At 42.1% G+C, this 11,253-nt stretch carries 15 protein-coding genes and 1 pseudogene; 7 read left to right on the top strand and 9 right to left on the bottom strand.

Annotated elements, in window-relative coordinates:
• Positions 1-14 precede the first annotated feature (14 nt).
• From sbcD to ACSBQP_RS07525, 3 genes are read left to right on the top strand one after another with little or no spacing between them, the layout of a single operon-like run.
• Entirely contained in the window at positions 15-1,190 is a 1,176-nt protein-coding gene (gene sbcD / locus ACSBQP_RS07535) for an exonuclease subunit SbcD (protein ID WP_060780952.1), read from the top strand.
• Entirely contained in the window at positions 1,187-4,582 is a 3,396-nt protein-coding gene (gene sbcC, locus ACSBQP_RS07530; protein WP_435028295.1) for an exonuclease subunit SbcC, read from the top strand. Before sbcD ends, sbcC begins: the two co-directional genes overlap by 4 nt.
• A 17-nt stretch (positions 4,583-4,599) precedes the next feature.
• On the top strand, positions 4,600-4,899 hold the full coding sequence (locus ACSBQP_RS07525) for a hypothetical protein (protein ID WP_017360217.1): 300 nt from the start codon (positions 4,600-4,602) through the stop codon (positions 4,897-4,899).
• 47 nt (positions 4,900-4,946) lie between these two features.
• On the opposite strand, the gene ACSBQP_RS07520 is transcribed toward ACSBQP_RS07525, so the two are convergent.
• The 8 genes from ACSBQP_RS07520 to ACSBQP_RS07485 all read right to left on the bottom strand — a co-directional run bounded on the left by ACSBQP_RS07520 (position 4,947) and on the right by ACSBQP_RS07485 (position 8,416).
• The gene (locus ACSBQP_RS07520) at positions 4,947-5,165 is read right to left on the bottom strand and encodes a spore germination protein (protein WP_003211468.1); all 219 of its coding nucleotides are present in this window, start codon (positions 5,163-5,165) and stop codon (positions 4,947-4,949) included.
• 22 nt (positions 5,166-5,187) lie between these two features.
• On the bottom strand, positions 5,188-5,622 hold the full coding sequence (locus ACSBQP_RS07515; RefSeq protein ID WP_024720023.1) for a spore germination protein GerPE: 435 nt from the start codon (positions 5,620-5,622) through the stop codon (positions 5,188-5,190).
• The gene (locus ACSBQP_RS07510; RefSeq protein ID WP_003210893.1) at positions 5,622-5,798 is read right to left on the bottom strand and encodes a germination protein GerPD; all 177 of its coding nucleotides are present in this window, start codon (positions 5,796-5,798) and stop codon (positions 5,622-5,624) included. Before ACSBQP_RS07510 ends, ACSBQP_RS07515 begins: the two co-directional genes overlap by 1 nt.
• Positions 5,795-6,409: a spore germination protein GerPC gene (locus tag ACSBQP_RS07505; protein WP_008348607.1), complete on the bottom strand. Its 615-nt coding sequence runs from the start codon at positions 6,407-6,409 to the stop codon at positions 5,795-5,797. The genes ACSBQP_RS07510 and ACSBQP_RS07505 overlap by 4 nt, the downstream gene beginning before the upstream one ends.
• Before the next feature lie 31 nt (positions 6,410-6,440).
• A complete protein-coding gene (locus tag ACSBQP_RS07500; protein WP_003210877.1) occupies positions 6,441-6,674 on the bottom strand; it encodes a spore germination protein GerPB in 234 nt (77 codons plus the stop codon).
• 14 nt (positions 6,675-6,688) lie between these two features.
• Entirely contained in the window at positions 6,689-6,910 is a 222-nt protein-coding gene (locus ACSBQP_RS07495; protein ID WP_003211745.1) for a spore germination protein, read from the bottom strand.
• Positions 6,911-7,037: 127 nt separating this feature from the next.
• Entirely contained in the window at positions 7,038-7,199 is a 162-nt protein-coding gene (locus ACSBQP_RS07490; protein ID WP_008348605.1) for an aspartyl-phosphate phosphatase Spo0E family protein, read from the bottom strand.
• A gap of 122 nt (positions 7,200-7,321) precedes the next feature.
• Positions 7,322-8,416: a CotH kinase family protein gene (locus tag ACSBQP_RS07485; RefSeq protein ID WP_435028294.1), complete on the bottom strand. Its 1,095-nt coding sequence runs from the start codon at positions 8,414-8,416 to the stop codon at positions 7,322-7,324.
• Positions 8,417-8,619: 203 nt separating this feature from the next.
• On the opposite strand from ACSBQP_RS07485, the pseudogene ACSBQP_RS07480 reads away from it, so the two are divergent.
• From ACSBQP_RS07480 to ACSBQP_RS07465, 4 genes and pseudogenes are all read left to right on the top strand, one after another.
• Positions 8,620-9,099: pseudogene (locus tag ACSBQP_RS07480) on the top strand (CotG/ExsB N-terminal domain-containing protein); the annotation flags it as partial.
• The gene (locus ACSBQP_RS07475) at positions 8,984-9,271 is read left to right on the top strand and encodes a hypothetical protein (protein ID WP_370648321.1); all 288 of its coding nucleotides are present in this window, start codon (positions 8,984-8,986) and stop codon (positions 9,269-9,271) included. The pseudogene ACSBQP_RS07480 and the gene ACSBQP_RS07475, both read left to right, overlap by 116 nt.
• 18 nt (positions 9,272-9,289) lie before the next feature.
• Entirely contained in the window at positions 9,290-10,195 is a 906-nt protein-coding gene (locus ACSBQP_RS07470; protein ID WP_099496425.1) for a fumarylacetoacetate hydrolase family protein, read from the top strand.
• A gap of 91 nt (positions 10,196-10,286) precedes the next feature.
• Positions 10,287-10,655: a YisL family protein gene (locus ACSBQP_RS07465; RefSeq protein ID WP_007499115.1), complete on the top strand. Its 369-nt coding sequence runs from the start codon at positions 10,287-10,289 to the stop codon at positions 10,653-10,655.
• Between the two features lie 38 nt (positions 10,656-10,693).
• Here ACSBQP_RS07465 and ACSBQP_RS07460 read toward each other — a convergent pair whose 3' ends face one another.
• Positions 10,694-11,221, bottom strand: coding sequence for a DUF2777 family protein (locus tag ACSBQP_RS07460; RefSeq protein ID WP_025207116.1), 528 nt, complete (start codon positions 11,219-11,221; stop codon positions 10,694-10,696).
• Between the last annotated feature and the right edge of the window lie 32 nt (positions 11,222-11,253).

Genomic DNA, 11,253 nt, shown 5'->3' with positions numbered 1-11,253 from the left:
GAGAGGTGAATCACATGAGGATTCTGCATACAGCGGATTGGCATCTAGGGAAAACCCTTGAAGGCCGAAGCCGGCTTGAGGAGCAAGCGGAGTTTTTAGATGAATTAAATCAAATCGTCAAGGATGAACACATTGATGTCATTGTGATGGCTGGAGATGCCTTTGATACAGTGAACCCTCCTGCTCGCGCAGAACAGCTTTTTTATGAAAGTCTGTCTGCATTATCTGATAAAGGAAAGCGTCAGGTGGTTGTGATCTCTGGCAACCATGATAACCCAGACCGTTTATCAGCCGCATCTCCTTTAACGAATGAGCAGGGGATTCATTTAATTGGATATCCGACAAATGATTTAATTCATGTCGATGTTTCTTCTGCAAGTGAACGTCTATCTATTGCCGCACTCGCTTACCCGTCTGAAGCAAGGCTAAACGAGGTGCTGGCTGAAACATTTGAAGAGAAACTGCTTCGTGATCAGTACAATTTAAAAATACAACAAATGTTTCAACATTTAAGCAGCCAATTTCAGGCGGATACGGTCAATATCGCAACAAGTCATATTTATGTGGCAGGTGGTAGTCAAACGGATTCGGAAAGGCCGATTGAAGTGGGAGGCGCATATACCGTTGCGGCCGAAAGTCTGCCTGAGGCGGCTTGTTATGTCGCATTGGGGCATTTGCATCGCCCCCAAACCATTAAACGTGCCAAAACGATTGCCCGCTATTCTGGATCTCCACTTGCATACAGCTTTTCTGAAGCAGGCTACGCCAAATCAGTCACCATTGTGGATGCAAAACCGAATGAAACAGCAAGCTGGAAAGAAGTGTTTTTATCAAGCGGTAAACCACTTATGAAGTGGAAGGCGACTGAAGGGCTGAGCCAAGTACACAGTTGGCTGGATGAAAAGCGGGATCTTCAAGCCTGGATTGATTTAGAGATTCACTTAACAGATCAGCTGTCGATCGAACAAATTCATCAGCTGAGAAAACAGCATAGTGGATTTGTCCATATTAGACCAAAGTTTAAAGAGTTACAGCAAAAAGAAGAACAAAAACAAGTGGAAAAGCTCTCGATTGAAGAGCGGTTCGTGAAATTTTATGAGCGTCAGACAGGTGGAGGTCTACCTGATGAAAAAACTGTCAAGCTATTTTTAGAGCTTGCCAATGACATGCAAGAGGAGGAAGCGAATTGAAGCCGATCACGCTAACCATTAAAGGACTTCATAGCTTCAGAGAAGAGCAAACCATTGACTTTAGCTCCCTATGTGATGCAGGTGTGTTTGGTATTTTTGGACCGACTGGAAGCGGAAAATCGTCCATATTAGATGCCATGACACTCGCACTCTATGGCAAGGTCGAACGTGCACTCAATAATACGCATGGTATTTTGAACCAAGCTGAAGAAAAGCTGTCTGTCTCCTTTACGTTCGCTTTGCAAAGGGAACACCATATTTCTTATAAAGTGGAACGTGCCTTTAAACGGGCAGATGAAATGAAGGTTAGAACGACGTTATGCCGATTGATTGAAATTGGTGATACGCAGACAGTTCTTGCAGATAAAGCAAGTGAGGTTAATCGTAAAATAGAAGAATTACTTGGTTTAACCATTGACGATTTTACGAGAGCGGTTGTTTTACCCCAAGGAAAGTTTGCGGAATTCCTTTCATTGAAAGGAGCCGACAGACGCCAAATGCTGCAGCGTTTGTTTAATTTGGAGAAATATGGTGATCAGCTCGTCAAACGTTTACGCGCAAAGGCTCAAAATCACTATGGACAGAAAAACGAACTGCTGGCTGAACTGACTGGATTAGGAGAAGCTGGTCCAGAGGCATTAGTGAAAGCTAAAGAAGCAGCTGCGCAGGCGCAAGCTATTTTTCATGAGAAAAAACAAACGCGGGACGAAGCGTTCACTGCTTTTACAAAAGCGCAAGCCATCTGGCAGTATCAACAGGAACAAGAAGCGTACGAGAAGGAACAACACAACCTCAATCTGCTGGCATCCACAATGGAAGAGAAAAAGAATCAACTTTACATTGCAGAGCAGGCAGAGACATTAAAGCCTTATGCGGATGCATTAACAAAGGCTGAAAAGCAGCTCTCTCAAGCATCAAAAGAGAAGCAGGAAGCAGAAAAACATTTACTTCATCAACGAACGATCTATGATCAAATGACGCAGGAGTATGAGCAAACGCGGCAAAAGAAAATGGAAAATGAGCCAGAGCTTCTTCAAAAGAAAGAGCAGCTTATTCAATTAAAAGAAATTGAACGAAAAAAAGAAACAGCTCTTCAGGAAAAGACCGTACTAGAGCAGCAAAACAATGAAAAAGCGCAGCAATTGACTCAAAAAAAAGCGGAAGCCGAAAACCTGCAATCTTTATTAGAGCGTGCGCTTGCGAAACAAACACAGTTGAAGCATGAGCTGGAACAATTACAAGTCTCTGTCAAAGAGCGGAAACTTGTACAAGACGCACTTCGTTTCAGTGAAAATGTTCAAAGAATGAATGTGAGCATTCAAAAGGAAGAACAAAAGATTGAGGAGCTAAGACAGCGTTCAGCACAGGCGACACAATCGTATGAAAAGCTTCAAAAACAGCAAAAAGATCATCATGAAAAAATAAATCAATCGTTTCAAGCGATAGAGCAATTGTATTTTTATGTATGTGAATTTGAACGAGGTCTTACAGAATGGAGTCATAAAGAGCAGGACAAAAAACAAGAAAAATTAAAACAGCGTGATGTTGTCAGATCGGCAGAATTAAGAAAAGAATTAGCGGCAGAGCTAGTAGACGGTGAACCATGTCCTGTTTGTGGATCGATTCATCATGATCCAAAGGCTGTGATAGACAATGATCATGAAGAAACGGTTGCCCAAATTGATGAATGGATTGTAAAAATGGATAAAGAGCTCAAGCTGGCAGAGGAATATGCTAGAGACATGTTTGTTGCAAAGCAGCTGCTTGAAACGCATGCCAATCAATTAGTTAAACAGTTCTCCTTTTTATCTCAAAAAGCCCCCGATTCGGAAGTAGCTGCAGCAGTAGAAGCAGTACAGAATCCGCAGTCTTTGCACCAGCTGATTCAAGAATGGAAAGGCGTAAAACAAGATATTCAAGCAATCGAAAGCAAACGAGCTCGTTTAATGGACGTCACTTATGATCAAGCGGCAGAAATGAGCAAAGTCAAAGATCAACTGACATTTGAGCAGCAGCGCATACAAGAACTAGACATGCTGATCAAGGAGCTTCGATCTGAGCTTTCCGAACAACTGACGCAATTTGAACAGACCTTTCCTCACCTGACAATCAACCAAGTGCAGGAAATGCAGCAACAAATTGATGAAAAGGATCAACAAGCGGAAGGTTATCAAGAGCGTATTGAGAAGAGTATTTCTTTTCTAGAGGAAAAACAGCAGGCAAAAGAGCATCTGCAAACAGCCATATACGATCTAGAGAAGGAACTCGATAAGCTGGCGCATCAGCTGGGAAGCCAGCAACACCTGATCGATCAATATGAAACAGATTTACAGCGATATCCTTTAAAAGCCGCTTCTCTTTCTGATGAACTGGACGAAGTTCAACAATCTCTTGCTCATTTAAATGAAAAAGAACAGCAATCGTACGAGCAATTCAAGCATGCACAGCAATTATTTAGTGAGGCGCAAAGCCATTTCTCAAGCAGTGAACGTCAGCTCCAAGAGGCGAAGCGGCGAAAACAAGAAGCTGAGGAAGCGTGGCAAAAAGAAACAGGACCTACTCCTTTTGATCAGCCGCAGGAGATAGCACCTGCTTTAATGGATCGATCTGTACGTCTTACAGTCAAACAGGAAATTGAGGAATTTGAGGATAAAAGAAAGCAATGTGCAGCAAACTTAAAGCGAATTTCTGAACTGTTAAAAGGTGAGTCGCTGGATGAAGACGAGTGGACAGACATTCAACTAAAAAAAGAAGCGGCGGAAAAAGCGCTTGAAGAAGCGACAGCGCTGAGTGGATCTGCACAAGAGCATCTGCGAGTGATTGAAGCAAACCATCAGCGCTTTGCAAGCATTCATGAACGCCTTGAAGAACTGCAGCAAGAAATTGACCGGCTGGATAAGCTTCAAACTGTGTTTAAAGGGAATACATTTGTTGAGTTCCTAGCAGAAGAACAGCTAGAAAGTGTCAGCCGTGATGCTTCTCATCGTCTTGGGATTTTGACAAGACAAAGGTATGCCATTGAAGTCGATTCAGAGGGCGGTTTTGTGATGCGGGATGATGCCAATGGAGGTGTCAGACGTCCGGTATCCAGCTTGTCTGGGGGAGAAACTTTCCTGACGTCTTTAGCACTTGCCCTTGCTCTGTCTGCACAAATTCAGCTGAGAGGTGAGTTCCCGCTGCAATTCTTCTTCTTAGATGAAGGATTTGGTACGCTCGATCAAGACTTGTTAGATACGGTGATTACAGCATTAGAGAAGCTACAGTCTCAAAATTTGGCCGTTGGTGTGATTAGCCATGTGGAAGAATTAAAGATGAGACTGCCAAAGAAACTGATTGTCCACCCAGCAGATCCAAGCGGGAAAGGAACAACAGTCTCGATGGAATTAATGTAAAGTGAGGTGATCTCAGGATGGCAAAGCAAACGATTGGATTATGTGAGCTGTGCGGAAGACAAGAGGTCGTCCTTACGGAACATCACTTGACGCCAAGAGAAGAGGGAGGGGCCTTTCTACCGACTGCCTTCCTGTGTATCCCTTGCCATAAACAAGTACATGCTCTTTATACAAACCAGGAGCTTGCCGCACGTTTGAATACGCTGGATGCACTAAGACAAGATGAAAAGCTTGTTCCGTACATCAAATGGATTCGAAAGCAGCCGGCAAGCAAGCTGGTCAAAACAAAGAAATCAAGACAACGCAGAAAGAAATAAACATAAAAAAGCGCTCCTCTAAATGAAATGAGTGAAGAGGAGCCGCTTTATGCATTGCCTACCATATTCTGATCATTTAAGTCAGGATCCACATAGTTGGTGGCGCTAATGCCATTATTTAAAATCAAGAAATCTCCGGTATTCCCCGCTCCAGAGCCTAAAGCAGATTTTGAAGAACTTTTAGGCGAAAGATAAAATGAGTCACCGACGTTTACGACGCCCCCAGAAATCGAGTTAATGTAAATGGGTCCGACAATTGCTGGCATAATCGACATCCTTTATTCGAAGTCATATCACCATCATATGCGCAGGTAGGTCCAATTGTGAGTTTGGCGGATGTTCGTCATTGTTGCTAAATAACTCTCGAATATGCTTCACTCGCGCAACGGCATTTATTCCGCACGTAGAGCCAATTTGATAGATAGAGGAGGAAGAGACCCCTTCTACATGAATGGACGACACTTTAATGAGAGGCTTTTCATGATAAAAGGCCGTTCTAACCGCTCGTTCTGGCAGCATCAATGGGATCGGCTCATAATACACTTCAAATTCTTTTGCATCTAGGTTTTCAGCTTCATTTCCATAAAACAAACTAATGGTTCGCTGAACAGCTAACACCTTCACGTTCGGACATAGCTCTTGTGTATCACCAATTTGAACAACACTTGAAATCCCGACAGAATTCACCTTCGAGAACTTCACTTGAGATGTGCGCTTGATCATTATCGAGGGGCTAGAGGAACAAACGGTCCAATAATTAATGATTCTGGCGGTGTATCGAAAATCGATGACAGTTGTACATGGTCCGTGTCCCCGATAATAAATAGGGAAGAGGACGATACCCCAACTACTTTAATGCTTCCGGTTTCGATGTTGCGGTTGACGACTGTGAAATTCATCCGTTTTCCTCTCCTTTCGTTTCATTTGGAATATGGGCTAAAAAGTGCTCGATTGCCCGTTTGACATCATGTTTCACATATTCAGCAATTTGCTCGGAACGTTGAAGCGGGGTCATATCTTCCCTTTGTGGCAGCTGCCCCGCATAATATTTGATTCTGCTGTCTATTTGTTTTCGAATGTCCTCAATGATATGGTGTTTGTTGCTTTCATCAAGCGAGCCTTCGTATCGCTGCTCTAGTTCTTCAAGAAGCTGCGGTGCTTCTTCATTTAAGAATGCATCGACAAGCTGGCGTGTTTGATTGAAAAATTGATCAGCCATTTCTTGCTGCATCATTCCAATTCCCGGGGTTGTTGTTTGGCCCACTTCAAAATTTTGAACACTATTTGGATCAGATGGATTGAGGCCGATATTTAATGTGCCTTCCAGCCGCTCGATTTTCAGTTGATCAAATTGATAATCAATTCGTTCAATCGTTGTTGTCGGTTTATCTTTGATCATTTGCATTTCCTGCTGAAGCTCGTTAAGCCTTTTTTCAAGCATCATGATTTGCTGTGTTTGCTTTTGAATGATGCCATACATTTGTGAAGCGCTGTTTTGATAGTCATACATATGCATACACCTCCGGGGATTGCAGATGAACTTATGTTGTTGGTGACTGAAGCGGTACAAAAGGTGCCGTGCTTGCGCCCTGAGACTCTTCAATTCCTTGTGTGCCTGCTGCGGCAGGTGCTGCTTCTACGTAGCTACCAGTGTTATACAGATTGGAGAGTGCTTTGATTGATCCAGCACTGCCGATTTGCAGAACGGATGAGTTACTCACAGACTCCACACGTAAGTAATTAATTTGTATCGCTTGATTAATATAGAAGTTCAATGGATTCTCACTCCTTACAAGTTACCAACAAGCGGTTGATCAATGACATCACTATCATACGTATTTGTCACACTTTTATAGTTGCTAATGCGTAATTGATCACCAGTGTTAAAACTGCCTGCGCCGGCAAACGTTTTAACCTGACTATTTGGAGAAATGGTGATGCAATCTCCAACATGAACGACTCCGCTCGTTCCGACGGCATTTACTTTAAAGGCTCCAACAATAGCCGGCATAGCGGTGCACATCCTTTAGAAAAATAGGGCACTTCGTTTTTGGGCGTTTCACCATAGCTTATGATGGGTCTTTTAATATGTGATTGTCTTTTTGAAGAACTTTGATGAGAGGAATGAAGTGTATGGTTTACCCTTTATTCGAGCATTCTTTAGAGGTGGTTTTGATGCCTTTATTTAAGAGTGTGTCAAGCTCTTGACTGCACCTGATGGTTTCTTCGGCATTCATTCCGAATTTTTTTGCGGTCTCAATTAAATGTAATCTTTTTTGTTCAATTTCATAATTGATCATAACGGACGCCAACTCTCACATTTTTTATCAAATAGAAGGATATGGTTAGTATACCCTATTTTTCTATAAAAAAAGCTCTTTCGTCAATATGAGAACTAAAGTGACAAAATTCGAAAGTGTCTTTACAGGCGCGATGTCTCTTTTTTAATCTCAGTTTGTAAATAACGTCGTCTTTTGTTGATATACTGTCGGATTAATTCTCGCTCTGAACGCAGCATGTCTTGTCGGTTTTTCGTATATGGATCATCTCCAATTCGCTGCTCAATCGAAGCATGCCATGTCTCAATGATGGGGAGAAGCCGTTTTTCTAAAAAATGTGTATCTAGTACGTGCTGGAAAAGGGCATAATAGTCTCTTTTAAATGCAGGGATGTCTAGTAATCTAGCGGTTAATGTATTGAAACCGCTGACTGGAATATAATCAAACGCCATTTCTTCTCCGTGAATATCACGACCCCAAGTCGCATCATAATCCCAAGGCATTACTTGAAACCTTCCTTGATCATTCACATAAAGGGCATAGTTATGAACAAAGCCATCAAAATTTTGGGTACACACGACACCAATGAGCCAGCGGAAATATTGTGTCACATCAAGATACTGCTCAATCTTATTTGCAAACGTGTCGTCCCTTGCGGTGTTCAAAAAGTAAATAAATTCACTCAGCTGCTTGTCGTGTTCAGGAGTTCCCGTTTTTTTCTCATAACCGAGAAGAAGATGTTTTTTTGGCTTTTTATCAAATGAACTTAAAAGAGAGAAATTGGCGTCATCATCTACAGCATAATAAATGCCGCCACCATGCAGCTGTCGTTTTTGGAGGAACAGCTCATCTACAGATTCTATTTTTAAATATATGCCTTCTTTTCTTCCATTAATGGTCAGAAACACATGAGAAGCGGACGGGCTGAACACACCCATTTGTTCAAAGAAATAAAAAGACAGCCTGTTGCGAATGAAAGAAGGATCATTGTACTCTGCATTTAAGTGAAAAAGGGATTCGCCCTGTCTTTGCTTTGGTTTTCGATATTCAATTTGATAGGATTTTTTCTTGAGCTTTCGGATGTGTGATCCTCGGTATGAGGCATAAATATGTGACTTCGTTTGGCCGGTTTTCAGAATGGCCTCGACGGGTTCATCGTTCCATACGTCCTTTTTTAAATCCATGAGATCTTTTGGATGAATCCAGATATCCAGTTGTTTTAAAGGTTCTGTGTCCATGCGTTCATCACCCTCCTATATCTCCTCCACTATATGAAAATGAAGGAATGTCCTGTACCTGCTGGTAGGTATTCATGGAGTTTTCTAAGAAAGAGGCATTCGCCAAGAACACTTGTCTATCGAGTCTCGTAACATAAAGCAGAGAAGATAAACAGCTTTGTCTGTTTGTTTTGTCAGAGCACAGATTGGGAGGGGAATTGTTCGTGAGCACATTTGATCATTCGCATATTGAACATGCAGTTGATTCACTTCGAAGTGAGGGGCGTGATCATCACTTAGATCGTGAACCAGAATCGGGACATTCGCACAAATCATCTCGTTCTCGTCATTCAAATCGCCGTCACTGGTTCTTTGGTGGAGGAGGCTGCCGTAAGTCACATCGCAGCAAAAAAAGCCATAAAAGCTATCGTTCTAAAAAAAGCTATCGCTCTAAAAAAAGTCGCTGCTCAAAAAAAAGTGTAAAGAGCGAGAAACCATGCAAAAGTAAAAAGTCGTATAAAAGCAAAAAGTCTTGCCGCAGCAAAAAGAGTGAACCAAAAAAATCATGCCGCAGCAAACACAGATCACATCATAAGAAAAGCTGCCGCAAATCACACCGCAGCCATCGATCTAAACGTTCTCATCACCATAAACGGAGTCACTCTTGCCGAAGATGCGGGAAGAAAAAACATCATTCCCGCCATCAAGGAAATGTTGATCGTAAATGGGATCAAGGGAATATGTGGGAGTATCGACGCTACCGCTAAATGTCAGGTCTTCATTTTTGAAACCCTTTTTAAAAGAGAGTATGATAAAAAAGGGTTTTTTTTATTTCGTAGAGAAATAAAAATGAGACATCATAATGTATTGAAATGAAGATTGTGAGGGGAAAACATGAAGTTTTTTACAGGTGAGATACATAACAGATTGTTTATCGGGGTCGTCATTGATGATGAATGGGTGATGGACGTCAAAAAGGCAGAAGCAAAACTATTTGAGCTAGAAACATTGCCAAACTCTTTATCTGAATGCATCAACATGGGGGACAAGTTTGTCGAACACGTCAAACAGCTTCTTGATTGGGCGGAGAAAAAAGAAGAAGACCGCGGCTCTTATGTCTATCCGCTTTCGGACGTGACACTCCATGCACCGATTCCAAAACCAACGAAAAACATCATGTGTGTTGGGAAAAACTATCAAGATCACGTCATGGAAATGGGAAGTGCGGCAGATATTCCTAAAGACGTGATGATCTTTACAAAGGCGCCTACCTCTGTTGTAGGGCATGAAGCGGACATTCTTCTCCATGAAGATGTGACAAGTGAATTGGATTACGAAGGGGAGCTTGCCATTGTCATTGGCAAAACAGGAAAGAATATTGCTCCTGAAGAGGTCCAAGATTACATTTTCGGTTACACCATTTTAAATGATATAACCGCAAGAGATTTGCAGAAAAAACACAAACAATTTTTCATCGGAAAAAGCTTAGATACAACTTGTCCAATGGGACCTTATATCGTTCACAAGTCAGTGATCGAGGATCATGGAGCACTCCATGTGGAAACAAAGGTAAACGGAGAGGTTCGTCAGTCTGCGAGTACGGAATTAATGATCTTCCCAATTGAAGACATTGTGTCAACTCTTTCAAAAGGGATGACGCTGGAAGCGGGAGACATCATTGCAACAGGTACACCTTCTGGAGTCGGCAAAGGTTTTGAACCGCCAAAATTTTTAGCCTCAGGCGATCAGATTGAAGTAACAATTGAACCAATTGGGACGTTATCAAATCGTGTCAAATAAAGGCGTGTTGACACAGGATTGTCGCTTTGTGTTCGACTTATTTCGTGGTACGATGAGAAGGTAATTGTTCTGATAAAGGGGGAAATCACAAATGGGAACACATTTACATATTACAGCGTGGGTGCTAGGTATTATTCTATTTTTCGTTGCCTTTGCATTAGCAGGTAAAAACGATAAAGGCGCTAAAATTGTGCATATGATCGTACGCCTATTTTACTTGATTATTATTGCAACGGGTGTAGAGCTGTATGTTCGCACAGGAATGAAAATCCCGGGTTACGGGGGCGAGTATGTTGGAAAAATGATACTTGGTATTCTTGTGATTGGTTTCATGGAAATGGTCCTGGTACGCAAGAAAAAAGGAAAATCGGTGACGGGTGTATTCATTGGTTTTATCGTGGTTGCTATTGTGACCATTCTTCTCGGCTTACGTCTGCCGATCGGTTTCCATATCTTTTAAGATAAAAAGGGCATTGCTTATCAAAAGCAGTGCCCTTTTTATGTGAGATCAAACTGAGACATCAGCCGGTGACCGTCAGACGTCGTCCATTCCAATTGAACTTGATTTGCGTCCGAATGATGGTGGCATTGAAGGGCAAGTGATTGCATGTCTCCTGAAAACTGAAAAAAAGACACGCGATGAGAAGGATGGAAGGAAGAGAAGACACAATCATAGACGGAAAAGCCAAGCTGTTCTACATAGTCAATGATCTGATAAAAGACGCTTTCCGGTACGAACATGAGCAAATCAAGCCACCCTTTAGAAAGAGACGCTGTATATTGAATGCGTTCACCGCCTTTTACCTCCATCAACTTCCCATTCTCACAAAGAACGACAGACCCGAGCAATTCTCCTTTTGTCCATCGATCCTTTTCTTTCAAACAGATCATAGAACTTTGAAGGCTTTCAGGCATCATGATGTCTCCTTCTTCGTCTTCAATCAGACAATGACCGTTTTCCATCAGTAAGTATCCGTTACACCATTTTGGGTGGTTTTGCTGAAGATATGTCATGCGGTTCTCCATTCGCAAAACCTCCTTTCCTCTTTCTTTTCTTA

The organism is Bacillus sp. G402 (assembly GCF_051172515.1).
Classification (GTDB): domain Bacteria; phylum Bacillota; class Bacilli; order Bacillales; family Bacillaceae; genus Bacillus; species Bacillus altitudinis.
This window is presented reverse-complemented; position numbering and strand designations above follow the sequence as displayed.

Coding starts and splice junctions, on each gene's coding strand:
- sbcD (WP_060780952.1), top strand. CDS start 15: ATGAGGATTCTGCATACAGCGGATTGGCATCTAGGGAAAACCCTTGAA.
- ACSBQP_RS07525 (WP_017360217.1), top strand. CDS start 4,600: ATGGCAAAGCAAACGATTGGATTATGTGAGCTGTGCGGAAGACAAGAG.
- ACSBQP_RS07520 (WP_003211468.1), bottom strand. CDS start 5,165: ATGCCAGCAATTGTCGGACCCATTTACATTAACTCGATTTCTGGGGGC.
- ACSBQP_RS07515 (WP_024720023.1), bottom strand. CDS start 5,622: ATGATCAAGCGCACATCTCAAGTGAAGTTCTCGAAGGTGAATTCTGTC.
- ACSBQP_RS07510 (WP_003210893.1), bottom strand. CDS start 5,798: ATGAATTTCACAGTCGTCAACCGCAACATCGAAACCGGAAGCATTAAA.
- ACSBQP_RS07505 (WP_008348607.1), bottom strand. CDS start 6,409: ATGTATGACTATCAAAACAGCGCTTCACAAATGTATGGCATCATTCAA.
- ACSBQP_RS07495 (WP_003211745.1), bottom strand. CDS start 6,910: ATGCCGGCTATTGTTGGAGCCTTTAAAGTAAATGCCGTCGGAACGAGC.
- ACSBQP_RS07490 (WP_008348605.1), bottom strand. CDS start 7,199: ATGATCAATTATGAAATTGAACAAAAAAGATTACATTTAATTGAGACC.
- ACSBQP_RS07485 (WP_435028294.1), bottom strand. CDS start 8,416: ATGGACACAGAACCTTTAAAACAACTGGATATCTGGATTCATCCAAAA.
- ACSBQP_RS07470 (WP_099496425.1), top strand. CDS start 9,290: ATGAAGTTTTTTACAGGTGAGATACATAACAGATTGTTTATCGGGGTC.
- ACSBQP_RS07465 (WP_007499115.1), top strand. CDS start 10,287: ATGGGAACACATTTACATATTACAGCGTGGGTGCTAGGTATTATTCTA.
- ACSBQP_RS07460 (WP_025207116.1), bottom strand. CDS start 11,221: ATGGAGAACCGCATGACATATCTTCAGCAAAACCACCCAAAATGGTGT.